This is a genomic window from Kitasatospora sp. NPDC051853 (assembly GCF_044452665.1).
Taxonomy (GTDB): Bacteria; Actinomycetota; Actinomycetes; order Streptomycetales; family Streptomycetaceae; genus Kitasatospora.
Genome location: NZ_JBITBY010000007.1, coordinates 357,065 through 378,032 on the forward strand (window position 1 = coordinate 357,065; position 20,968 = coordinate 378,032).

At 73.4% G+C, this 20,968-nt stretch carries 25 protein-coding genes; 18 read left to right on the forward strand and 7 right to left on the reverse strand.

Annotated elements, in window-relative coordinates:
- The first annotated feature begins 76 nt into the window (after nucleotides 1-76).
- The 10 genes from ACIA8O_RS22095 to ACIA8O_RS22140 all read left to right on the forward strand — a co-directional run bounded on the left by ACIA8O_RS22095 (nucleotide 77) and on the right by ACIA8O_RS22140 (nucleotide 10,420).
- A complete protein-coding gene (locus ACIA8O_RS22095) occupies nucleotides 77-1,174 on the forward strand; it encodes a quinone-dependent dihydroorotate dehydrogenase (RefSeq protein ID WP_396295624.1) in 1,098 nt (365 codons plus the stop codon).
- Between the two features lie 201 nt (nucleotides 1,175-1,375).
- Nucleotides 1,376-2,182 carry a dihydroorotate dehydrogenase electron transfer subunit gene (locus tag ACIA8O_RS22100; RefSeq protein ID WP_396295625.1) on the forward strand — a complete coding sequence of 269 codons (807 nt, stop codon included), beginning with the start codon at nucleotides 1,376-1,378 and terminating at the stop codon, nucleotides 2,180-2,182.
- Nucleotides 2,182-3,138, forward strand: a complete 957-nt coding sequence (locus ACIA8O_RS22105; protein WP_396295626.1) for a dihydroorotate dehydrogenase — start codon at nucleotides 2,182-2,184, stop codon at nucleotides 3,136-3,138. The genes ACIA8O_RS22100 and ACIA8O_RS22105 overlap by 1 nt, the downstream gene beginning before the upstream one ends.
- 9 nt (nucleotides 3,139-3,147) lie before the next feature.
- Nucleotides 3,148-3,981 (forward strand): orotidine-5'-phosphate decarboxylase, encoded by an 834-nt coding sequence (pyrF, locus tag ACIA8O_RS22110; RefSeq protein WP_396295627.1) that lies wholly within the window; start codon nucleotides 3,148-3,150, stop codon nucleotides 3,979-3,981.
- A gap of 292 nt (nucleotides 3,982-4,273) precedes the next feature.
- On the forward strand, nucleotides 4,274-4,600 hold the full coding sequence (gene mihF, locus ACIA8O_RS22115) for an integration host factor, actinobacterial type (RefSeq protein WP_345283306.1): 327 nt from the start codon (nucleotides 4,274-4,276) through the stop codon (nucleotides 4,598-4,600).
- 60 nt (nucleotides 4,601-4,660) lie between these two features.
- Nucleotides 4,661-5,218, forward strand: a complete 558-nt coding sequence (gmk, locus tag ACIA8O_RS22120; RefSeq protein WP_396295628.1) for a guanylate kinase — start codon at nucleotides 4,661-4,663, stop codon at nucleotides 5,216-5,218.
- A 48-nt stretch (nucleotides 5,219-5,266) separates the two neighbouring features.
- On the forward strand, nucleotides 5,267-5,533 hold the full coding sequence (gene rpoZ / locus ACIA8O_RS22125; RefSeq protein WP_030056185.1) for a DNA-directed RNA polymerase subunit omega: 267 nt from the start codon (nucleotides 5,267-5,269) through the stop codon (nucleotides 5,531-5,533).
- A 151-nt stretch (nucleotides 5,534-5,684) separates the two neighbouring features.
- The gene (gene coaBC / locus ACIA8O_RS22130; protein ID WP_396295629.1) at nucleotides 5,685-6,893 is read left to right on the forward strand and encodes a bifunctional phosphopantothenoylcysteine decarboxylase/phosphopantothenate--cysteine ligase CoaBC; all 1,209 of its coding nucleotides are present in this window, start codon (nucleotides 5,685-5,687) and stop codon (nucleotides 6,891-6,893) included.
- Nucleotides 6,894-7,042: 149 nt separating this feature from the next.
- Nucleotides 7,043-8,251, forward strand: coding sequence for a methionine adenosyltransferase (gene metK, locus ACIA8O_RS22135; RefSeq protein ID WP_396295630.1), 1,209 nt, complete (start codon nucleotides 7,043-7,045; stop codon nucleotides 8,249-8,251).
- 87 nt (nucleotides 8,252-8,338) lie between these two features.
- Nucleotides 8,339-10,420, forward strand: coding sequence for a primosomal protein N' (locus ACIA8O_RS22140; RefSeq protein ID WP_396295631.1), 2,082 nt, complete (start codon nucleotides 8,339-8,341; stop codon nucleotides 10,418-10,420).
- On the opposite strand, the gene ACIA8O_RS22145 is transcribed toward ACIA8O_RS22140, so the two are convergent.
- Nucleotides 10,348-11,037 (reverse strand): DUF4386 domain-containing protein, encoded by a 690-nt coding sequence (locus tag ACIA8O_RS22145; RefSeq protein WP_396295632.1) that lies wholly within the window; start codon nucleotides 11,035-11,037, stop codon nucleotides 10,348-10,350. The genes ACIA8O_RS22140 and ACIA8O_RS22145 overlap by 73 nt on opposite strands.
- A gap of 111 nt (nucleotides 11,038-11,148) precedes the next feature.
- Here ACIA8O_RS22145 and ACIA8O_RS22150 point away from each other — a divergent pair, with 111 nt between their 5' ends.
- From ACIA8O_RS22150 to ACIA8O_RS22170, 5 genes are all read left to right on the forward strand, one after another.
- Nucleotides 11,149-11,811, forward strand: coding sequence for a TetR/AcrR family transcriptional regulator C-terminal domain-containing protein (locus ACIA8O_RS22150; protein ID WP_396295633.1), 663 nt, complete (start codon nucleotides 11,149-11,151; stop codon nucleotides 11,809-11,811).
- A gap of 11 nt (nucleotides 11,812-11,822) precedes the next feature.
- Nucleotides 11,823-12,329 (forward strand): NUDIX hydrolase, encoded by a 507-nt coding sequence (locus tag ACIA8O_RS22155; RefSeq protein WP_396295634.1) that lies wholly within the window; start codon nucleotides 11,823-11,825, stop codon nucleotides 12,327-12,329.
- A gap of 2 nt (nucleotides 12,330-12,331) precedes the next feature.
- Nucleotides 12,332-12,805, forward strand: coding sequence for a hypothetical protein (locus tag ACIA8O_RS22160; RefSeq protein WP_396295635.1), 474 nt, complete (start codon nucleotides 12,332-12,334; stop codon nucleotides 12,803-12,805).
- 88 nt (nucleotides 12,806-12,893) lie between these two features.
- A complete protein-coding gene (locus ACIA8O_RS22165; RefSeq protein ID WP_396295636.1) occupies nucleotides 12,894-13,952 on the forward strand; it encodes a hypothetical protein in 1,059 nt (352 codons plus the stop codon).
- On the forward strand, nucleotides 13,949-14,596 hold the full coding sequence (locus ACIA8O_RS22170) for an HAD family hydrolase (RefSeq protein ID WP_396295637.1): 648 nt from the start codon (nucleotides 13,949-13,951) through the stop codon (nucleotides 14,594-14,596). The genes ACIA8O_RS22165 and ACIA8O_RS22170 overlap by 4 nt, the downstream gene beginning before the upstream one ends.
- Here the strand turns inward: ACIA8O_RS22170 and ACIA8O_RS22175 are convergent.
- The 5 genes from ACIA8O_RS22175 to ACIA8O_RS22195 all read right to left on the reverse strand — a co-directional run bounded on the left by ACIA8O_RS22175 (nucleotide 14,577) and on the right by ACIA8O_RS22195 (nucleotide 17,553).
- Complete coding sequence (locus ACIA8O_RS22175; protein ID WP_396295744.1) at nucleotides 14,577-14,945, reverse strand: hypothetical protein; 369 nt, start codon at nucleotides 14,943-14,945, stop codon at nucleotides 14,577-14,579. The genes ACIA8O_RS22170 and ACIA8O_RS22175 overlap by 20 nt on opposite strands.
- A gap of 5 nt (nucleotides 14,946-14,950) precedes the next feature.
- Nucleotides 14,951-15,208, reverse strand: coding sequence for a hypothetical protein (locus ACIA8O_RS22180; protein ID WP_396295638.1), 258 nt, complete (start codon nucleotides 15,206-15,208; stop codon nucleotides 14,951-14,953).
- Nucleotides 15,209-15,317: 109 nt separating this feature from the next.
- The gene (locus tag ACIA8O_RS22185) at nucleotides 15,318-15,665 is read right to left on the reverse strand and encodes a DoxX family protein (protein ID WP_396295639.1); all 348 of its coding nucleotides are present in this window, start codon (nucleotides 15,663-15,665) and stop codon (nucleotides 15,318-15,320) included.
- A 200-nt stretch (nucleotides 15,666-15,865) separates the two neighbouring features.
- The gene (locus tag ACIA8O_RS22190) at nucleotides 15,866-16,315 is read right to left on the reverse strand and encodes a DUF3237 domain-containing protein (protein ID WP_396295640.1); all 450 of its coding nucleotides are present in this window, start codon (nucleotides 16,313-16,315) and stop codon (nucleotides 15,866-15,868) included.
- Between the two features lie 68 nt (nucleotides 16,316-16,383).
- Nucleotides 16,384-17,553, reverse strand: a complete 1,170-nt coding sequence (locus tag ACIA8O_RS22195; protein ID WP_396295641.1) for a flavin-dependent oxidoreductase — start codon at nucleotides 17,551-17,553, stop codon at nucleotides 16,384-16,386.
- A gap of 157 nt (nucleotides 17,554-17,710) precedes the next feature.
- Between ACIA8O_RS22195 and ACIA8O_RS22200 the strand changes: the two genes are divergently transcribed.
- Nucleotides 17,711-18,322: a hypothetical protein gene (locus ACIA8O_RS22200; RefSeq protein ID WP_396295642.1), complete on the forward strand. Its 612-nt coding sequence runs from the start codon at nucleotides 17,711-17,713 to the stop codon at nucleotides 18,320-18,322.
- A gap of 63 nt (nucleotides 18,323-18,385) precedes the next feature.
- Nucleotides 18,386-18,895, forward strand: coding sequence for a MarR family winged helix-turn-helix transcriptional regulator (locus tag ACIA8O_RS22205; protein WP_396295643.1), 510 nt, complete (start codon nucleotides 18,386-18,388; stop codon nucleotides 18,893-18,895).
- A gap of 238 nt (nucleotides 18,896-19,133) precedes the next feature.
- Here ACIA8O_RS22205 and ACIA8O_RS22210 read toward each other — a convergent pair whose 3' ends face one another.
- On the reverse strand, nucleotides 19,134-20,144 hold the full coding sequence (locus tag ACIA8O_RS22210) for a hypothetical protein (protein ID WP_396295644.1): 1,011 nt from the start codon (nucleotides 20,142-20,144) through the stop codon (nucleotides 19,134-19,136).
- Nucleotides 20,145-20,202: 58 nt separating this feature from the next.
- Between ACIA8O_RS22210 and ACIA8O_RS22215 the strand changes: the two genes are divergently transcribed.
- Nucleotides 20,203-20,853, forward strand: coding sequence for a TetR/AcrR family transcriptional regulator (locus ACIA8O_RS22215; protein WP_396295645.1), 651 nt, complete (start codon nucleotides 20,203-20,205; stop codon nucleotides 20,851-20,853).
- Nucleotides 20,854-20,968: the final 115 nt, after the last annotated feature.

Sequence of the window (20,968 nt, forward strand, 5' to 3'; positions counted from 1 at the left end):
CCGCAGGTTGGGGTGCCCCCCACACCCATGTCCGCTTCTGCTCCGATTCTGCTCCGAGGAAGGGTGCGACCCCGTCGTGTACAAGCTGCTGTTCGATCTGGTCTTCAAGAAGATGGACCCGGAGAAGGCGCACCACCTGGCGTTCTTCTGGATCCGGCTGGCCGCTTCGGTGCCGGGGCTGCGGCAGCTGGTGAAGCTGGTGCTGGCGCCGCGTCACGCCTCGCTGCGCACCACGGCGCTGGGGCTGGACCTGCCGGGCCCGTTCGGGCTGGGGGCCGGCTTCGACAAGAACGGGGTCGGGATCGACGGGCTGTCGATGCTCGGCTTCGACTACGTCGAGATCGGCACGGTCACCGGTGAGCCGCAGCCCGGGAACCCGGCGCCGCGGCTGTTCCGCCTGGTCGAGGACCGGGCGCTGATCAACCGGATGGGCTTCAACAACCAGGGCTCGGCGCGGGTCGCCGCCCGGCTGGCGGGCCGGGCCCGGACGGGGCTCACGCCGGTGGTGGGCGTGAACATCGGCAAGACCAAGGTGGTGGAGGAGGTCGACGCCACCGCCGACTACGTGAAGAGCACGGAGCGGCTGGCGGAGCACGCCGACTACCTGGTGGTGAACGTGAGTTCGCCGAACACGCCGGGGCTGCGGAACCTGCAGACGGTGTCGACGCTGGCGCCTCTGCTGGTGGACGTGCGGCGGGCGGCGGACCGGTCGGTGCCGCACCACGTGCCGCTGCTGGTGAAGATCGCCCCGGACCTGGCGGACGAGGACATCGACGCGATCGCCGACATGGCGATGGAGATCGGGCTGGACGGGATCATCGCGACCAACACCACCATCGGGCGGGAGGGGCTGAAGGAGTCGGCCGCCCGGGTGGAGGAGATCGGGATGGGCGGGCTGTCCGGGGCCCCGCTCAAGGCGCGGTCGCTGGAGGTGCTGCAGCGGCTGCGGGCGCGGACCGAGGGGCGGCTGGTGCTGGTCGCCGTGGGCGGCATCGAGACGGCGGACGACGCGTGGGAGCGGATCACGCACGGGGCCGACCTGGTGCAGGGGTACAGCGCGTTCATCTACGAGGGGCCGTTCTGGATGCGGCGGATGCACCGGGGGCTGGCGGCCCGGTTGAAGGCGAGCGGGTACAAGAGCATTGCCGAGGCGGTGGGGACGGCGAAGGCCTGACCGGGTTCGGGGGCGGGGGTGACTGCGCGGTGCGGAGTGCGGCAAGTGCCGTTCCCCTGCGCGCAGTTCCCCGCGCCCCTGACGGGGCGCACCCTGCGGGGCGGAGCCGCGCGCTCCTGGTGCCGCTGACCCTGGTTGCCGAACGGGTCCGTGCTCGTTCTTGGTTCGGTAGTGACGATGTCCTGACGAAGGTGAGATCCGATGGCCCATCCAGTGGTGGCCGGAGCCGAGTTGGTGGAGTCGGTCCAGGCCGGGGCGTACCGGCGGTTGGTGTTGCGGGCGCCGGAGGTGGCGCGGCGGGTGGGGCCGGGGCACTTCGCGACGCTCGGGGTGGGTGGGGCGATGCTGCTGCGGCGGGCGTTCTGGATCCACCGGGCGGATGTCGGGGCCGGGACGGTCGAGCTGGTGGTGGCCGAACGGGGCGCCGGGACACGGGAGTTGGTGCGCAGCCGGGTGGGGGACCGGCTGAGTCTGATCGCTCCGCTGGGGACGCCGTTCCCGGTGCCGGAGGGGCCGGTGAGTGCGCTGCTGGTGGCCGGCGGGTACGGGAGCGCGGCGCTGTTCGGGCTGGCGGAGGAGATCCGGCGGCGCGGCGGGCAGGTCGGGTTCATCCTCGGGGCGGCGACCGAGGCGCGGCTGTTCGGGGTGGAGGCGGCCCGGGAGCTGACGCAGGACGTGCTGGTGGTGACGGAGGACGGTTCGGCGGGGCTGGCCGGGGTGGTGACCGAGGTGGTGGCCCAGGCGATGAAGGCGATCGACGCGACGGTGGTGTACGCCGCCGGGCCGACGCCGATGCTGGCGGAGGTCTCCGGGACGGCCGCGGAGCTGGGCGCGAGGTGCTGGACGGCGGTGGAGGAGGCGATGGCGTGCGGGACGGGGCTCTGCGCGACCTGCGTCCTGCCGGTGGTCGGGGCCGACGGGGTGAGCCGTTCGGTGCGCTCCTGCACGGACGGGCCGGTGTTCGACGGGGCGCGGGTGCGCTGGGCCGGGGTGGGGGCGGCGGCCTGATGGAGCCTCAGGAGGTCGACCTCACCGCCCCGTTGGGGACCCGTACGGTGCCGAACCCGCTGACCACCGCGGCCGGCTGCGCGGGGTACGGACGGGAGCTGGCCAAGTTCGTGCCGCTGGACGCGCTGGGCTCCGTCACCACCAAGACGGTCATGCGGGCGCCGCGCCCCGGCGGGGCGGCGCCGCGGACGGCGGAGACCCCGTCCGGGATGCTGAACGCCGTCGGGCTGCAGGGCGCCGGGGTCGCGCGGTTCGTCCGCGACGAGCTGCCCTGGCTGGCCGAGCGCGGCGCCCGGGTGGTGGTCTCGGTGGCGGGGGAGCGGCTGGAGGAGTTCGCCGAGGTCACCGCCGAGCTGCACGGGCAGCCGGGGGTGGTCGGCGTCGAGGTCAACCTGTCCTGCCCGAACGCCGCCGACCGCGGCCAGGTCTTCGCCTGCAACCCCGCCACCTCCTACGACGTGGTCCGGGCGGTGCGCCGGGAGGCCGACGCGGAACTGCCGGTCTACGCCAAGCTCTCCCCGGACGTCACCTCGGTCACCGAGATCGCCGCCGCCTGCGTGCAGGCCGGGGCCGACGGACTGTCACTGATCAACACCCCCCTCGGGATGGCCATCGACCCCGTCACCATGCGCCCGGCGCCGGGCGGGGCGGCCGGGCTGTCCGGCCCGGCGATCCGGCCGCTGGCCGTGCGCTGCGTGCACCAGGTGCACGCGGAGATGCTGGCCGGCCGCATCCCGCGGGTGCCGATCCTCGCCATGGGCGGGCTCCGGACCGGGCTGGACGCCCTGGAGTTCACCCTGGCCGGTGCCGCCGGGGTCGCCGTCGGCACCACGCTGTTCCACGACCCGACCGCCCCGCTGCGTATCCTCGACGAGCTGCGCACCGAACTGGCGGCCCGGGGTTTCACCACGTACACGGACGCGGTGGGGTACGCCCACCGCGCGGATTCCACCTGAAAGGCCGTCATGACGCTCGCTCCCTTCGGTACCCGCCTCGCCGCCGCCCTGGAGACCCGCGGCCGCCTCTGCGTGGGCATCGACCCGCACGCCTCGCTGCTCACCGCCTGGGGCCTGAACGACGACATCGCCGGTCTGGAGACCTTCAGCCGCACCGTGGTCGAGGCGCTGGCCGGTGAGGTGGCGGTGCTCAAGCCGCAGGCCGCGTTCTTCGAGCGGTTCGGCTCCCGGGGCGTCGCGGTGCTGGAGCGGACCGTCACCGAGGCCCGCGAGGCCGGCGCGCTGGTGCTGATGGACGCCAAGCGCGGCGACATCGGCTCCACCATGGCCGCCTACGCGGAGACCTTCCTCTCGCCGGACCGGGCGCTGTTCTCGGACGCGCTGACCGTCTCTCCGTACCTGGGCTTCGGCTCGCTGCAGCCGGCCGTGGACCTGGCCCGGGCGAACGGCTGCGGCCTGTTCGCGCTGGCGCTCACCTCCAACCCGGAGGGCCACGAGGTGCAGCGGGCGGTCGGCGCGGACGGGCTGACGGTGGCCCAGGGCGTGCTGAACCGGCTGAGGGCGGAGAACGAGGGCGCCGAGCCGCTCGGCTCCTTCGGCGCGGTCGTCGGCGCCACCCTGGCCGAGGCCGGGGCGGACCTGGCGATCAACGGCGCCCTGCTGGCCCCCGGGGTCGGCGCCCAGGGGGCCACGGCGGCCGACCTGCCCCGGGTCTTCGGCGACTCGGTCGGCAACGTGCTGCCGAGCGTGAGCCGGGACGTGCTCAAGCACGGGCCCTCGGTGGCGGCCCTGCGGGCGGCCTCGGAGCGCTTCGTCGAGGAGATCGCGGCGGTGGTGAAGTGACGTACGACGTGACGGGCGCACTGTGAGGCGCGTCACAGCGGCCCGTCGGATGGGTCGTCAAGGCGGTTGATTTGCCCGGAAAAGTCCTGGTCGACCTCGGCTGACCAGGACTTTTCGTGTTCTTTTCCTGACGTGCGGCCTCAAGTTGGGTAGTGTCCGGCGAGAGGTCACCGAGGGGCGGCGGAACCGTTGCTCTCGCAGGTCAGAGCCGTGAGGTTCTGCGCTCGGTGCACTTCGAAGGCACCACCCAGTCATAGCTCATTTCCTTCCATCTACACCTGAGGTGAACGGCGTGGCTCTTCCGCCCCTTACCCCTGAACAGCGCACCGCCGCGCTCGCGAAGGCTGCCGAAGCCCGTCGGAAGCGCGCCGATGTGAAGAACAAGCTGAAGCACTCCGGTGCCTCGCTGCACGACGTGATCAAGGCGGGCAAGGCCGACGACGAGGTCATCGGCAAGATGAAGGTCTCCGCCCTGCTGGAGTCCATGCCCGGCGTCGGCAAGGTCCGCGCCAAGCAGATCATGGAGCGCCTGGGGATCTCCGAGAGCCGCCGCGTGCGCGGGCTCGGGACGAACCAGATCGCCTCCCTGGAGCGGGAGTTCGGTTCCACCGCCTCCTGACCTCGGCCAAGTGCCGACCCGGTGGTCCCCGGATCGTCCGCGATCCGGGATAATCGGTGCATGAGTGAACGTCCGCGGCTGACCGTGCTCTCCGGCCCTTCGGGGGTCGGCAAGAGCACGGTCGTCGCTCATCTGAGGAAGCAGCACCCCGAGCTCTGGCTCTCGGTGTCGGTCACCACCCGGCACCCGAGGCCCGGCGAGAAGAACGGGGTCCACTACTACTTCGTCGACAACGACGAGTTCGAGAAGCTGGTCGCCAACGGCGAACTGCTGGAGTGGGCCGTGTTCGCCGGGAACCGCTACGGCACCCCGCGCGCGGCCGTGCTGGAGAAGCTGGAGAGCGGCAAGCCGGTCCTGCTGGAGATCGACCTCCAGGGCGCCCGGCAGGTCCGGGAGTCGATGCCCGAGGCCCAGCTGGTCTTCCTCGGCCCGCCGAGCTGGGAGGAGCTGGTCCGCCGGCTCACCGGCCGGGGCACCGAGCCGCAGGACGTGATCGACCGCCGGCTGGAGGCCGCCAAGGTCGAGCTCGCGGCCGAGCCGGAGTTCGACACCACGCTGGTCAACCACTCCGTCGAGCAGGTGTCGGCCGAACTGCTAAGGTTGCTCGGTGTAGCCTGAGCAGATCATTCTGCTCAGGATTTGTTTCTTCTTTCGGAAGGTTTTCGCGTGTCCTCTTCCATGACCGCGCCCGAGGGCATCATCAACCCGCCGATCGACGAGCTGCTCGAGGCGACCGACTCGAAGTACAGCCTGGTCATCTACGCCGCCAAGCGCGCGCGTCAGATCAACGCGTACTACTCGCAGCTCGGTGAGGGTCTGCTGGAGTACGTCGGCCCGCTGGTCGACACCCACGTGCACGAGAAGCCGCTGTCGATCGCGCTGCGCGAGATCAACGCGGGCATGCTGACGGCCGAGGCCGTCGAGGCCGCCTGAGTCGTTCGGCTCTCCCGGAGGGCCCGCCGGAGCACACGCTCCGGCGGGCCCTCCGGCGTTTCCCGGTGTGTCGCGGGCCATGGTGCGACGGGCTTCTGATGGGTCGTAGGGTGGGGCTCGTCCCGACCGCCCGGCAGAGAGAGCCACTGCGATGAACGCCAGCCCGCCCAATGTCGTCCTCGGCGTGAGCGGCGGCATCGCCGCGTACAAGGCGTGCGAGCTGCTGCGCCGGTTCACCGAGTCCGGCCACGCCGTGACCGTGGTGCCGACCGCCGCCGCGCTGCACTTCGTCGGCGAGGCCACCTGGGCCGCGCTCTCCGGCCGGCCGGCCGCCACCGAGACCTGGGAGCGGGTGCACGAGGTCCCGCACGTGCGGATCGGACAGCAGGCCGACCTGGTGGTGGTGGCCCCGGCCACCGCCGACCTGATGGCCAAAGCCGCCCACGGCCTGGCCGACGACCTGCTCACCAACACCCTGCTCACCGCCCGCTGTCCGGTGGTGCTGGCCCCCGCCATGCACACCGAGATGTGGGAGCACCCGGCCACCCAGGAGAACGTCGCCACCCTGCGCCGCCGCGGCGTGATCGTGCTGGAGCCCGCCGTCGGCCGGCTCACCGGCAAGGACACCGGCAAGGGGCGGCTGCCCGAGCCGGCCGCGATCTTCGAGGCCTGCCGCCGGGTGCTGGAACGCGGCGGCCTGGAGGCCGACCTGACCGGCCGTCACGTGGTGGTCTCGGCGGGCGGCACCCGCGAGCCGCTGGACCCGGTCCGCTACCTGGGCAACCTCTCCTCCGGCAAGCAGGGCTACGCCCTGGCCACCACGGCCGCCGCCCGCGGGGCCCGGGTCACCCTGCTCTCCGCCAACGCGACCCTGCCGGACCCGGCCGGGGTGGACGTGGTGCACGTCTCCACCGCGCTGGAGCTGCGGGAGGCCGCGCTGAAGGCGGTGGCCGACGCGGACGCGGTGGTGATGGCGGCCGCGGTCGCCGACTTCCGCCCGGCCGAGTACGCCACCGGGAAGATCAAGAAGGTGGAGGGCCGGGAGCCCGCGCCGGTCGCCCTGGTGCGCAACCCCGACATCCTGGCCGAGCTCTCCGCCCACCGGGCCCGCCCGGGCCAGGTGGTGGTCGGCTTCGCCGCCGAGACCGACGACGTGCTGGCCAACGGGCGGGCGAAGCTGGCGCGCAAGGGGTGCGACCTGCTGGTCGTCAACGAGGTGGGCGGCGGTAAGGCTTTCGGTCAGGACACCAATGCGGCGGTTCTGCTGAGCGCGGACGGAACCGAGACCGAGATCGCCGACGGCCCCAAGGAATCGCTGGCAGACGCGGTCTGGGACGCGGTCGGGGCCCGCTTGGGGTGAGGTCGAGGCGTGGTCGAATACGTCTCAATCTTTGAGGGGGGAGTGCCGCCACCTGGTAGCGGACCGTTACACTCGCGGAATCAAAGTCTTTCCGGATGCCCGGGCCACCGGGCATTCAGTCAGCAGCCGCTGCAACCCCAGGGAGCGCTGTGTCTCGCCGCCTGTTCACCTCGGAGTCCGTCACCGAGGGGCACCCCGACAAGATCGCTGACCAGATCAGCGACACCATCCTGGACGCGCTCCTCGCGGCCGACCCCACCTCGCGGGTCGCCGTCGAGACGCTGATCACCACCGGCCTCGTGCACATCGCCGGTGAGGTCACCACCAAGGCCTACGCGCCGATCGCGCAGCTGGTCCGGGAGAAGATCCTGGAGATCGGCTACGACTCCTCGAAGAAGGGCTTCGACGGCGCGTCCTGCGGCGTCTCGGTCTCGATCGGCGCGCAGTCGCCCGACATCGCGCAGGGCGTCGACACCGCGTACGAGGCCCGCGTCGAGGGTGACGAGGACGACCTCGACAAGCAGGGCGCCGGCGACCAGGGTCTGATGTTCGGCTACGCGAGCGACGAGACCCCCGAGCTCATGCCGCTGCCGATCACCCTGGCGCACCGCCTCTCCAAGCGCCTCTCCGAGGTGCGCAAGAACGGCCAGATCCCGTACCTGCGCCCCGACGGCAAGACCCAGGTCACCATCGAGTACGACGGTGACAAGGCCGTCCGCCTCGACACGGTCGTGGTCTCCTCGCAGCACGCCAGCGACATCGACCTGGACTCGCTGCTGACCCCGGACATCCGCGAGTTCGTCGTGGAGCCGGAGCTCAAGCGCCTGGCCGACGACGGCATCAAGCTGGTGACCGAGGGCTACCGCCTGCTGGTGAACCCGACCGGCCGCTTCGAGATCGGCGGCCCGATGGGCGACGCCGGCCTCACCGGTCGCAAGATCATCATCGACACCTACGGCGGCATGGCCCGCCACGGTGGCGGCGCCTTCTCCGGCAAGGACCCGTCCAAGGTGGACCGTTCGGCCGCCTACGCCATGCGCTGGGTCGCCAAGAACATCGTCGCCGCGGGCCTGGCCTCGCGCGCCGAGGTGCAGGTCGCGTACGCGATCGGCAAGGCCGAGCCGGTCGGCCTGTTCGTGGAGACCTTCGGCACCGAGACCGTCCCGGTGCTGAAGATCCAGGCCGCGGTCTCCGAGGTCTTCGACCTCCGCCCGGCCGCGATCATCCGCGACCTCGACCTGCTCCGCCCGATCTACGCGAAGACCGCCGCGTACGGCCACTTCGGCCGTGACGACGCGGACTTCACCTGGGAGCGGACCGACCGGGTCGAGCAGCTGAAGAAGGCCGTCGAGGCCTGAGGTTCGTAGCCGGAGCGGCGGTCACCCCTCACGGGGTGGCCGCCGCTTCGTCATGTCGTCGGTGCGGTCTGATAGATGTTGGGAGCGATGAGCAGCACAGACGACGGCGGTACGGCCGGCACCGGGGAACAGCTGTCCTTCATCCGGGAGACGGTCCGCCGGGCCAAGCCCCGGACGTGGCGCGGCGCGCAGCTGGCCGAGCACCTGCCGGTGGCCCGGGTGGTGGTGGACAAGGGGCTGCTCAGCCTGGACAAGTTCTTCGACTACGCGGTGCCCGCCAACCTGGCGGAGGAGGCCCAGCCCGGCGTCCGGGTCCGGGTCCGGTTCGGCGCCCGGGTCGGGACCAACGGGCGGCGCGAGGGCGGCGAGCTGCACGACGGCTTCGTGGTGGCCCGGCTGGAGCACTCCGACTTCCCCGGCGTACTGGCCCCGCTGGCCCAGGTGCTCTCCCCGGAGCGGGTGCTGACGCCCCCTCTGCTGCGGCTGTGCCGCACCGTCGCCGACCGGTACGCGGGCTCGCTGGCCGACGTGCTCCAGCTCGCCGTGCCGCCGAGGCACGCGGGGGCCGAGGCGGAGGCCTCGCCGGAGCCGCTGCCGCTCCCGGCGTTCCCCGAGGCCGGGAGCTGGTCGCGGTACGAGGAGGGCCCCGAGTACCTGACGGCCCTCCGGGACGGGGTGGCCCCGCGCGCGGTCTGGACGGCGCTGCCCGGGCCCGACTGGCCGTCGGAGATCGCCCGCGCGGTGGCCGCCACCCTGGCCGGGGGCCGGGGTGCGCTGGTGGTGCTGCCGGAGGGGCGTTCGGTGGCCCGGGTGGACGAGGCGCTGGGCGCGCTGCTGGGCGAGGGGCACCATGTCGCGCTGGCCGCCGACCTCGGGCCGCGCGAGCGGTACCGGCGCTGGCTCTCCGTCAGCCGGGGCTCGGTGCGGGCCGTGATCGGGACGCGGGCCGCGATGTTCGCCCCGGTGCGCGAGCTCGGGCTGGTGGTGGTCTGGAACGACGGCGACGGCAGCCACAGCGACCCGCGCTCCCCGCACCCGCACGTGCGCGAGGTGGCCCTGCTGCGGGCGGCCGAGGAGAAGGCCGGGGTGCTGCTCGGCGGGCTCTCGATGACGGTGGAGGCGGCCCAGCTGCTCTCCACCGGGTGGGCCCGGCCGCTGGCCGCCCCGCGCGCGGTGGTGCGCTCGACCGCCCCGAGGGTGCGGACCGTGACCGACCAGGACCAGGGCCGGGACGAGGCCGCGCAGTACGCCCGGCTGCCGAGGCCGGCCTGGGAGGCGGCCCGGGACGCGCTGGCGCACGGGCCGGTGCTGATCCAGGTGCCCCGGCGCGGCTACGTGCCCCGGCTGGCCTGCGGGCGGTGCCGGACTCCCGCGCGCTGCCGGACGTGTGAGGGACCGTTGGCGGCGGGCGCGGCCGGGGCGGTGCTGAGCTGCGCCTGGTGCGGGCGGGAGGAGCGGGACTGGCACTGCGTGGAGTGCGGCTCGTTCCGGCTGCGGGCGCAGGTGGTGGGGGCCGGGCGGACGGCGGAGGAGCTGGGCAAGGCCTTTCCCCGGGTGCCGGTGCGGACGTCCGGGCGGGACTCGGTGCTGTCGGTGGTGTCCGGGGAGCCGGCCCTGGTGATCTCCACGCCGGGCGCCGAGCCGGTGGCCGAGGGCGGCTACGCGGCGGCGCTGCTGCTGGACGGCTGGGCGCTGCTCGGCCGCCCCGACCTGCGGGCGGGCGAGGAGGCGCTGCGGCTGTGGATGGCGGCGGCCGGGCTGGTGCGGCCGGCGGAGGAGGGCGGTGCGGTGGTGGTGGTCGCCGAGCCGACCGCCCGGCCGGTGCAGGCGCTGGTGCGCTGGGACCCGGCCGGGCACGCGGGGCTGGAGCTGGCGGAGCGGGCCCAGCTGCACTTCCCGCCGGTCTCCCGGATGGCCTCGGTGACCGGCTCCGCGCAGGCGGTCGAGGACCTGCTCGGGCTGATCCGGCTGCCGGAGGGGGCGGACGTGCTGGGGCCGGTGCCCGCTTCGGGCGGACGGGGTGTCGAGCTGGAGCGGGCGCTGCTGCGGGTGGCGCCCGGTCAGGGGGCCGCGCTGGCGGCCGCGCTGAAGGCGGCTCAGATCGCGCGGGTGGCGCTGCGGCCGCCGGACTCGGTGAAGATCCGGGTGGATCCGCTCGACATCGGCTGAGGGGGCGCGAAGCCCCTGGTCAGCAGGCGGACGGCGAGGGCGAGCTCCCAACCGAGGACCGGGAGGGCGGCGAGCGAGCCGGCGGTCGAGACCTGCTGGTACGCGCCGAACAGGACGGCGACGGCGAAGGCGAGGATCAGCGGGCCGCCGACCAGCCCGAGGACGGTGATCGGGCGGGGGAGCAGGCGGGCCCGGTGGAGCGCGTACGCCAGGACGGTGGTGTTGAGGCCGAGGGCGACGTTCGGGCCGAGCAGGAAGGTCTGCGCGTGGAGGGCGGTGAGGAGCCCCCTGGTGGGTGCTTCCTGAGGGAGCGTCACCAGGGTGAGGGCGGCCAGGACGCCGACGGCGATCACCGCGGCTTCGAGGAGGCGGCCGGCCAGGTAGGCGTGGGCGGCCGGTGGGCTGTGGCGGCTGAGGACGGGGTGGAGCGTGGTGGCGGTGCCGACCACGGCGGTGACCAGGACGATCTCGGCGAGGACGCCGAACAGGGCGCGGGTGTCGGCGCCGGGGTGTCCGTCGAGGAGCGGGCGGTAGAGCAACAGGCCCGCGACGGCGGCGACTTCGGTGAGCAGGAACAGTGCGCCGGTGATGACGGCGGTTCTCCGGTCTCGGTGCATGAGGACCCCCTCGGGTGCTGGTGTACGGCGTACACCTGCTGATGGTCCGTCACGGTAGGCGTACGCCGTACACTCGGTCAAGCTGTGGTGACGAGAGGGGCTGTGCGCGGGATGGCTGGTGCGGTGCGGCGGGAGCCGTTGAACCGGGGGCGGGTGCTGGCGACGGCGGTGCAGCTGGCGGACGCGATCGGGATCGAGGCGCTGAGCATGCGGCGGCTGGCCCAGGAGCTGGGCGTGGTGCCGATGGCGCTCTACAAGCACGTCGCCAACAAAGACCAGCTGCTCGACGGCATGGTCGACGCGGTGCTCGCCGAGATCGACCCGGTGGGGGACGGGCCCTGGCGGGAGGTGGTGCGGGCGCGGGTGCTCTCGGCGCGGGCCGCCCTGCTGCGGCACCGGTGGGCGGCGCGGGTGATCGAGACCCGGCCGGTGCCGACCGCGGCCGTGCTGGCGTACCTGGACTCGATGGCGGGAGCCTTCCGGAGCGGAGGGCTGTCGGTGCAGCTGACGCACCACGTGATGCACGCGATGGGGAGTCGGCTGCTGGGGTTCAGCCAGGAGCTCTTCGAGGCGTCGGGTGCCGGGGCACCTGCGCCGGAGTTCGCGGCGGCGTTCCCGAGGCTGGCGGAGCTGGCAAGTGGTGGTCATGACGAGGCGTCAGTGGTCGGGGGCGGGTGTGACGACCGGTTCGAGTTCGAGTTCGCCCTGGACCTGCTGCTGGACGGGTTCGCGCGGCTGCACGGGGCGGGGTGGGCCCCGCCGGCCGGCGGGTAGGGTCGGTGCCCATGGAGCTGCGCAGGCGTAGGACGTCGCGGGTGCTGTTGGTCGACGAGGCGGAGCGGCTGTTGCTGCTGTGCGGGCGTGATCCGCGCAGGCCGGGTGCGGGCTGGTGGTTCACCGTGGGCGGCGGAGTGGAGGCCGGTGAGGACCATCTCCGGGCCGCCGTACGGGAGTTGCGGGAGGAGACCGCGCTGGACCTGCCCGCCGAGCGGTTCGGGCCGGTGGTCTGGACCCGGCAGGCGGTGTTCAGCCTCGACGGCCAGGGCTACGACCAGTACGAGGAGTACCGGCTGCTGCGGGTCACCGCCGCCGAGGCCGCCCGGGTCCGGGTCGACGAGGGTGAGGCCACCCACGGCCACCGCTGGTGGTCGCTGGACGAACTCGCCTCCACTGCCGAGACCGTCCGGCCCGTCCGGCTGGCCGTCCTGCTCGGCGACCTGCTGCGGACCGGGCCGCCCGAACTGCCGCTGCACTTGGGCGACTTCAACGAGGACGACGACGACAGGGAGTGACCGTGCACCCGAGTGACGCCAGGAAGGTCTTCGCGGGGATCCTCCGTGCTCACGGGCTCGATCCGGAGGGGGTCGGGGAGGTGGGGCGGGCGTGGGACGCGTTCCGGGAGTTCGTGCAGGTGCCGCTCGGCGGACTGGTCGAGGACGACGGGGACGGGTTCATCGTGCAGTGGGGGCGGTGGAGTTGGCACGACGGGCGGCCGTCGTTGGGCTTCTCGCGGCAGCTGGGGCTGTGGGAGGACGGGGAGGTGGAGCTCTGGAGCGTGGAACTCACGCTGTTCTTCGACGAGGACCCGGCGTGGGCGGGGCTGGGGAACGGGGACGGGGGGACGGGCTTCCGCTTCGACCCGGTCGGGGACGGGCGGGGTGCGGCGCTGGACGGGATCGCGGCGTCCGTCGGGACGGTCCCGGAGGTCGCGGCACTGTGGCGGGCCGCTCCGGTGGGGAGTGCGCTCGGGGTGGAACGGGTCTGCTGAGCGGGTCTGCTGAGCGGATGGGCGGGGCGGATGGGCGGGGCGGCGGGCCAGGGCGGGGGCGTCGGTGGGCAGTGGCATGATCGCCGGCATGGGTTTCGTACGCACCACTCCGCCGCGGCCGGTCGATGTCGCTTCCGTCTTCCCCGAGTTGGCGCCGTTGGCGCGGGCGGCGGTCCGGCTGCATCCGCGTCCCGGGTCGCCGTCGGTGGCCGACAGTTCGGTGGGCGGGCCGCTGCTGTGGCCGGCCGGTGAGCCGTGGCCGCACTGCGAGGCGGAGCACCCGGGCGGGAGTGCGTTCACCTGGGTCGGGGACCTGAAGCTGCGGCGGAGCAGGCGGGCCCGGCTGGAGGCCGATCCCGGCGGGCCGGAGTGCACGCCGGAGGAGCGGGCGGCCGAGGAGCGGAACGCGGCCGTGGTGGCGGCGCTGGAGGAGGCCGACCTCGACCCGTCGTACGAGGAGCCGCCGGTGCCGATGCTGCCGGTGGCGCAGCTGTACCTGCGGGACGTTCCGCTGCTGCGGCCGCCCGGTGGGGCGGACCTGCTCCAACTGCTCTGGTGCCCGATGGAGCACGAGCCGTTGTGGGCGCCGTCGACCGCGCTGTTCTGGCGGTCCGCCGCCGAGGTGGTGGACGTGCTCGCGGCACCGCCGGAACCGGCCTGTGCGGACTCCGAGGGCTACGTGCCGAGGCCGTGCCTGCTGGCGCCGGAACTGATCACCGAGTACCCGAACTTCCTCGAACTGGACGAGGAGAGAAGGACGTTGGTCGCGGACGGGGGAAGGTGGCGGGCGGCCGGCGTCGTGCTGGGCGAGGAGTACGAGGACGACCCGGACGCGTTCTACAACCAACGGCTCGCCGAGGCGCCGGGGTGGAAGGTCGGCGGTTGGACGCCGTGGGGGCGGACCGATCCGTACGCCCGGCACTGCTCCGTCTGCGAGACCCGGATGGTCCCGTTGCTGACCATCGCCTCCTTCGAACGGGACGGCGAGGACGACGGCTGGATGCCGTTCGAGGACCAGGACGCCGCGTACGTGCCGGGGGACAGCCCCGTGCAGCCCACCGCGATCGAGGTCGGCAGCACCGACCACCTCCAGCTCTACGTCTGCCCGGCGGACGCCGGGCACCCGCACACGGGCCGGATCCAGTGAGCGGGGCCGGGTTCGAGGCACTGCTGTGCGACCTCGACAACGTGATCCGGTTCTACGGGTACGAGGAAGTGGAACGCCTGGAGCGGCTCGCCGGGCTGGCCCCCGGGACCACGGCCGGGATCGGCTTCGCGCCGGAGCGGGACCTGCCGTTGCTGCTGGGGCGGATCGGGCGGGCGGAGTGGGCCGCGTCGATCGCGGACGGGTTGGCCGGGCTGGCGCCGGAGGGGCTTGCGGGTGAGCTGGCGGCGGCGTTCGCGCACGCGCCGTCCCGGGTGGACGGGGAGGTGGCGGAGGTCGTCCGGCGGGTGCGGCGGGTGATGCCGGTCGTCCTGGTGACCAACGCGACGCTCTGGTTGGAGGAGGACCTGGAACGGCTGGGGATCGACGACCTGGCCGACCACGTGGTGAGCAGCGCGCGGGTGGGCATCGCCAAGCCCGATCCGGAGATCTACCGGATCGCGGCGGAGCGGGCGGGCGTTCCGGCGCACCGCTGCGCGTTCGTGGACGACAGCCGGACGAACGTGGAGGCGGCACGGCGGGCCGGGATGACGGGGGTGCTGTACCGGTCGGCCGCGGACCTGCGACGGCTCGTCGGTTCGGCCGTCGGGGCCTGGGGCGATTCGCTCAGGGGGTCAGGTCGATGACCCGGACGGGTTCGCCCTTCCAGCGGGACGGGTCGACGGTGGCGACGACCGCGCCGTCGGGACGGTCCGGTGTGGGGGCTGCGGCGTAGCGGGTGTGGGCCTGGGCCCAGGTGGTGTCGGTGGCGATGGCCAGGGCGGCGGGGAGGTCGAGTTCGAGGACGGTGACCGCCGGAAGGGCGGCGAGGTGCTCGGCGGTGCCGGGGCGTTCGCGGTCGGCCTGGACCAGCGCGCAGGTGGGGGCGTAGAGGTACCAGCCCGGCTCCGTGTGTGCGCGGTGGATGAGGCGGGACACCAGGAGGTTGCCGCGCCCGGCCGCGACCATGGCGGTGTCGTCGAGGACCACGTGCAGGCCGGTCACCGGATCTCGGCCTGTGCCAGGCGACGGTCGAGCTCGGCGTCCAAGAGCGTGGTGGCGGCCGCGTCGGGGTCGTAGCCGTTCCAGGCCTGGAGCTGTTGTCTGGCCTGCTCGGCGCGTTCGGCACGTTCGGCGGGGGTCAGGACGGTCTCGGCGAGGCGGGCGAGGTAGGCGCGCAGGGAGAGGTGTTCGGCGGCGGCGACCTCGGCGAGCCGGTCGCGCGCCTCTGCGGGAATTCTGACGTTGGCGTCGGCCACGGTGGCTCCTCGGAGTGGACAGCGGTGCGGACCCGTACCTGAGGGCATTCTAGTGGGTACGGATGCGTACCCGTACCCCCTGTGTGGGGCCGTGTTGCAGGTGGTGGTCTCAGGCGGCGAGGCCGAGGCCGAGGGTGACGGCCACCGGGGTGAGGTAGAGGAGGGGGAAGGGCACGGTCTTGTAGGAGCGGGCGCGGAGGTTGGCGACGACCGCGCCGAGGAAGTAGAGGATCAGGCCGATGGCGGCGGCCACGCCGAGGGCCGGGACGGCGAGGCCGAGGAGGAGGCCGGCGGCGCCGGCCAGTTTGGCCAGGGCGAGCCAGGGCCACCAGGCGCGGGGGACGCCGTAGTCGACGAGCGGCTGGGTGACGAAGTCCGCGCGGCGGGCGAGGGAGACGCCGGAGAAGCCGACCCAGAGGGCGCTGAAGACGGTGAGGACGACATGGGCGGTGGACATGGCTGTGCTCCTGATGCGGGTGCGGTGGAGTGGAACTGGCGCACCGTCAGCTGGGGCGCGGTGGAATCATGGCACAGATCTGAACGTGTTCAGTAGAGCTTTCGGCAAGATCGCTCGCACTCGGTCGGGTCCTGCTGCGGCGGAACGCGCGCGCACCGCCGGGCGGTGGTCTGCCGGGCGGTGCGCGAGGGGTGGGGTGGTCAGGTGAGGGCGTAGGCCGCGTAGCGGACGGCGTCCGGGGTGCGGGTGGCGGTGGCGACGGCGAGGGTGTGGGTGAGCCACTGGTAGCGGTGGTCGCCGGATTCGAAGCGGCAGAAGAGGCGGAAGTAGTAGGCGCTGGAAGGGACTTCGCGGCCGGCGGCGAGGTCGCGGAGGACTTCGGGCGGGCCGTGGCGCAGGCCGGTGGTGGTCAGGTGGAGGTGAGCGCCGTCGTCGGTGCGCAGGGTGTAGCGGGTGTCGATGGCGATGGTGCCGTCCGGGTGGAGGAGTTGCCAGTCCGCGCCGCCGGGGAGGATCTCGCCGCGCAGGTCGGGGCCGGTGAAGTGGCCGCCGGTGACGGGGACGATGCGGCGGTGGCCCTGGGGGGAGGGGCCGAGGTCGAGCGGGGTGGCGACCTGGACGGTGAAGTCGGCGAGGGGTTCGAGGTTCACGGTGAAGTGCTCCGGGTGGGGCGGGAGTCGAGGGTCGGTGGGGGACAGGCCGGGGCGGGAGTTGGGCGTCAGCGGGTGACGGACCAGGAGGGGCGGGAGTTGAGGACGGCCGGGTCGAAGCCGGCGGTGCGCTTGTAGGCCTCGGCGATGGCGGTGCGTTCGGCGAGCGGGACGACGGTCTCGATGTCGTCGAAGCCGAGCGGGGCGCGTTCGTGGGCCAGCCGCATGACCACCTCGGGGCCCTGCTGCCGGTTGGCGAGCTGGAGGGCGGTGGTGGCGGGGCGGCGGTTCTCCTCGTAGGCGGCGGTGGAGCCGGTGGTGGCGAGGGAGTGGGCGAGGGCGCGGGCGTCCAGGATCGCCTGGGAGGCGCCGTTGGAGCCGACCGGGTACATCGCGTGGGCGGCGTCGCCGAGCAGGACGACGCCTTCGCCGCTCCAGGAGGCGAGCGGTTCGCGGTCGACCATCGGGTACTCGTAGACCGCCTCGGCGGCGGTGATGAGACCCGGGACGTCCAGCCAGTCGAAGCGCCAGTCGGCGAAGTGGGCGGCGACGGCGGCCGGTTCGGCCGGGCGGTTCCAGTTGCCGCGGTCGGGGGCGTCGCCGGGGAGGGGCTGTTCGGCGATCCAGTTGATGCGGGTGCCGTCACCGATCGGGTAGGCGACGAACTTCTGGGTGCCGTCGCCCGCCATGATCATCGAACGGCCCGTCAGGAAGGGCGGGGCGACGGTGGTGCCGCGCCAGAGGACCAGGCCGTTCCACGGGGGTGCGCCCTCGGTGGGGTTGAGGGCGGCCCGGACGGTGGAGTGGATGCCGTCGGCGCCGACGAGGAGGTCGGTGTCGTGGGTGAGGGTGGTGATGCGGCTGTCCGTGCGGACGGCGTCGGCGCCGAGGCGTTCCCGGACGGCGTCGAGGAGGAGGAGTTGGAGTTCGCCGCGGTGGACGGAGTACTGCGGCCAGCGGTAGCCGGCGGCGAGGCCCCGGGGTTCGGACCAGATGGGTTGTCCGAAGCGGTTGAAGTAGGCGAGCTCGGCGGTGGGGACGGCCATCGCGGCGAGGCGGTCGGCGAGGCCGAGTTCGGTCAACTCGCGGACGGCGTGCGGCAGGAGGTTGATGCCGACGCCGAGCGGGCGGATCTCGGGGGCGGCCTCGTGGACGGTGAGGTCGGTGAGGCCGGCGGCGTGCAGGCTCAGGGCGGTGGCGAGGCCGCCGATGCCGGCGCCGGCGATGGTGATGCGCACGTGCTTCGCTCCTTCGGAGAATGTTATGGCCGTAACAATCTCCTGTCGGGGTCGCCTGCGCAAGACCCTGGAGGGTGGGAGCGGGGAGCGGGGAGCGGTGGGGCTGTCCGGGGCGGGGGCTAGGCTGCGCGGGAACGCCGTCGGGGCGAGGAGGGGGGTGGGGGCGTTGACTGAGGCCGGGGGTGGTGCGGACTCGGAGCGGTACCGGATCTCGGACGGTCTCTCGGTCCTGTTCGCGCTCCAGCGCGCGCTCGGCGGGAGGCACTCGGACCGGACCCCGGCGTGGGCGGAGTTCGGCTTCCCCGTGATCGACCGGGGGAAGTACGCGATCTTCCCGCTGGCGGTGGCTCCCGCGCAGGTGGCGGCGGTCGGCGACGGGGTCGGGGCCGGGCTTTTGGTGGAGATGGCGGACAGGCTGCGGCGCGACTGCGTCCACCTCTTCGGCGGTGACTTCTTCCACCGGGAGCTGGAGCTCGCCGTGGAGGACGGGTACGGCCGGAAGCTCGTCGAGGCCGGGGCCGTCGTCGACGGGACGCCCTGGGAGTGCCTGTGGTGCATCGAGCGCTTCGGCGTGGTGCTCGCGCACTCGGTCGACCGGCGGCAGGCGCAGGAGACCCTGGCCCTGCACATCGTCCCGAAGGACTGGGTCCATTACCGCCCGTTCGGCCCGGGGACGAAGCGCGAGGCCTCGCGCTACCGACGGGCCGTCAGGGAGCGGGACGCCGCCGACGTGGTGTGGTCGTGGCCGCCACGGGCGGCGGGTGGATGAGCCCTTCGGCCGGTCCCTCCCCTGCTGTGGGGCGGAGGGCGGGGGATGCGCGAGACTCGGGGCGTGGAGAGTACTGATCGTCCGGACCTCAGGTATGCCGAGTTCGCGCGGGAGCGGTTGGCGGGGATGCCGCCGCCGGCGGATCCGGAGGCGTTCGCGCTGGCGCACCACCTGCTGCACCTGTCGTACCTGGTGGTGGCCGACCTGGAGAGCCGGATCCACCGACCGCGCGGGTGGACGCTGCCGGGGTTCCGGCTGATGTTCAAGCTGTGGCTGCTCGGGCCCACGCAGCCGGCCCGGCTGGCGGAGTTGTCGGCGATGTCGCGGTCGGCGGTCACCAACGCCGTCAACACGCTGGAGCGGGACGGGCTGGTGGAGCGGCGGCCGCTGCCGGAGGACAAGCGGGCGGTCACCGTGGCGTTGACGGGGGCGGGGGAGGCGGCCGTGCGGGAGGCCTTCGGCGAGCAGACGCGGCGGGAGCAGGCGTGGTTCGCGGGGCTGGATGCGGAGGAACGGGCCGTGCTGACACGGCTGTTGGGGCGGATCCTGGCGGCGAGGCCCGAGGGGGCGTGACGGCGGGCCGTGGCTGACGGGCCGGGCCTCGTTCTTCGGGAAGTCCGGGTGCGTTCCTGGCCTGACCCGGGAGCGTGGGGGCTCGCGGGGCGCGGCGGCGTGGTCCGCCCGGTCGGGGTCCGGCGGTGGCGGGTGAGGTGGGTGGAGCGGGAGACGGCCGGTTCGTTCCGGTCGACGGCGAGGCCCGGGCCCCGGGTACGGTGCTCCGCGAAACCACGGATGTCCGCTCCCGTGGTCATCACCCTGCGCTGTCCCGTGGTCCGCGCGCAGAGGGCTGACAGGGCGTCACGGTGCCGAGCTCTCGGACGAGACGGTGGTAGGTGGTGAAGGCGGGCTTGGGGGTGTAGTCGTCGCGGAGCAGGCCGAAGTGGTGGAAAAGGCCCTCGGCGTTGCTGTCGGCGTCGCGCAGGGCGAAGAGGGAGTAGCCGTCGAGGTTGAGGGTGGTGCTGGAGGCGGCGACGGTGCGGATGACGGTTTCGAGGGTGGCGGCCTGGCGGTCCTCGCTGCGGCCGGGGCCGGTGGGCCAGCCGTTCTCGCAGACGCGGATCGGGACGGTGTCGGGGATGCCGGCCCGCGGGAGGCTGGTGCGGCGGAAGCCGGTGAGGACGGCGGTGACGGCGTCGGCCAGGTGGTCGTCGGGGACGGGGCGGAAGACGTCGGGGAAGAAGTCCAGGCCCACGTAGTCGAGGCTCGGTCGGAAGCGGGGCTCGGCGTCGGCGAGGGCGCCGAGGTCGGACCAGAAGGTGTCGGCCGGGTCGAAGCTCGGGACGGCGTTGAAGCCGACGGCGACGGGGTGGTCGAGTGCGTCGGCCTCCTGGCGGGCGGCGAGGACGCCCTGGACGAGGGCGTTCAGGACGTTGGGCCGGCTGCCGTCGACGGTGGGGAGGTCGAGGTTGGGCTCCTCGCAGATCTGGACGGACGTCAGGTGCGGGCCGCCGGTGCGGACGGCGTCGCGGACGAACTCCGGCCAGCCGTCCAACTCGCCCGAGGGCTCGCGGAATTGGAGGACGAGGTCCAGGGTGCGGCCGTTGCCGAGGTAGTGGTGCGGATCGGCCGGGGTGGGCGGTGTCTCCGGGGTCGGGACGGTGGCGAAGGAGCGGTAGGCGCGGACGGAGAAGGCGGGGGCGTCGCCCTGGAGTTCGGTGAGGGCGGCGAGGACGCGATCGGGGGAGTCCGGGGTGACGGGGTGGATGATGCCGCGGTCGTCGCCCAGGAGCCCGCCGGGGTAGATGCCGAAGGTCAGGGTCATGCGTGCCTCCAGAATTTTGGTGTCACACCAAATTTGTGGTGACACTACCATGGGGCTCATGGGCCTTCGAGAGACCAAGAAGCAGCAGACCCGCACGGCGATCGCCGACACCGCCCTCGGGCTGTTCCTGGAGCGGGGCTTCGACCGGGTCACGGTCGCGGAAGTGGCACGGCGGGCCGGGGTGTCCACCAACACGGTGTTCAACTACTTCCCGGCCAAGGAGGACCTCTTCTTCGACCGGCAGGCCGAGGTGGAGGACCACCTCGCCGCACTGGTGCGCGACCGGGCGCCGGACGCCTGTCCGGTCGCCGTCGTCCGCGACGACCTGCTCGCCGCCCTGCGGCGGGACGATCCGGTGCTCGGACTCCGGGACGGTGCGTCCGCGTTCTGGGAGGTGGTGCTGGAGAGCCCGGCGCTGCGCGCCCGGGAGCGGGAGATCGGCGAAAACGTCGAGGCCGCCCTGGCGGACGCCCTGACGGCGCGTCCGCTGGAGGGAGCGGCCACGGAGGGACGGACGGGGGCGGTCGTCCTCGCGGGTGCCGTGGCCGGGGTGCACCGGGCGGCGCTGGGGGAACTGCGGCGGATGGTGATGGCCGGCGAGGCGCCCGGACGGGCCCGGGACGAGGTGCTGACGGCGGCGCGGCAGGGCTTCGACCTGCTCTGCGCCGGACTCCATCGGGAGCGTGATCCGATGTCGCACGGCCACTGAACTCGAACTCGTGAGGTCGGTCAGCCGTCCAAGGTGAGCTCGGTGCCGGCGAGGCGGTCGTTGAGACAGGGCGCGGTAGTTGGCGGTAGGACACCGTAGTTGGCGGGCTCGGTCC

Bases quoted from the DNA above. Each gene is read 5' to 3' on its own strand.
- ACIA8O_RS22100 (WP_396295625.1), top strand. From the start codon at position 1,376: ATGGCCCATCCAGTGGTGGCCGGAGCCGAGTTGGTGGAGTCGGTCCAG.
- ACIA8O_RS22105 (WP_396295626.1), top strand. From the start codon at position 2,182: ATGGAGCCTCAGGAGGTCGACCTCACCGCCCCGTTGGGGACCCGTACG.
- pyrF (WP_396295627.1), top strand. From the start codon at position 3,148: ATGACGCTCGCTCCCTTCGGTACCCGCCTCGCCGCCGCCCTGGAGACC.
- gmk (WP_396295628.1), top strand. From the start codon at position 4,661: ATGAGTGAACGTCCGCGGCTGACCGTGCTCTCCGGCCCTTCGGGGGTC.
- coaBC (WP_396295629.1), top strand. From the start codon at position 5,685: ATGAACGCCAGCCCGCCCAATGTCGTCCTCGGCGTGAGCGGCGGCATC.
- ACIA8O_RS22140 (WP_396295631.1), top strand. From the start codon at position 8,339: ATGAGCAGCACAGACGACGGCGGTACGGCCGGCACCGGGGAACAGCTG.
- ACIA8O_RS22145 (WP_396295632.1), bottom strand. From the start codon at position 11,037: ATGCACCGAGACCGGAGAACCGCCGTCATCACCGGCGCACTGTTCCTG.
- ACIA8O_RS22150 (WP_396295633.1), top strand. From the start codon at position 11,149: ATGGCTGGTGCGGTGCGGCGGGAGCCGTTGAACCGGGGGCGGGTGCTG.
- ACIA8O_RS22155 (WP_396295634.1), top strand. From the start codon at position 11,823: ATGGAGCTGCGCAGGCGTAGGACGTCGCGGGTGCTGTTGGTCGACGAG.
- ACIA8O_RS22165 (WP_396295636.1), top strand. From the start codon at position 12,894: ATGGGTTTCGTACGCACCACTCCGCCGCGGCCGGTCGATGTCGCTTCC.
- ACIA8O_RS22185 (WP_396295639.1), bottom strand. From the start codon at position 15,665: ATGTCCACCGCCCATGTCGTCCTCACCGTCTTCAGCGCCCTCTGGGTC.
- ACIA8O_RS22210 (WP_396295644.1), bottom strand. From the start codon at position 20,144: ATGACCCTGACCTTCGGCATCTACCCCGGCGGGCTCCTGGGCGACGAC.
- ACIA8O_RS22215 (WP_396295645.1), top strand. From the start codon at position 20,203: ATGGGCCTTCGAGAGACCAAGAAGCAGCAGACCCGCACGGCGATCGCC.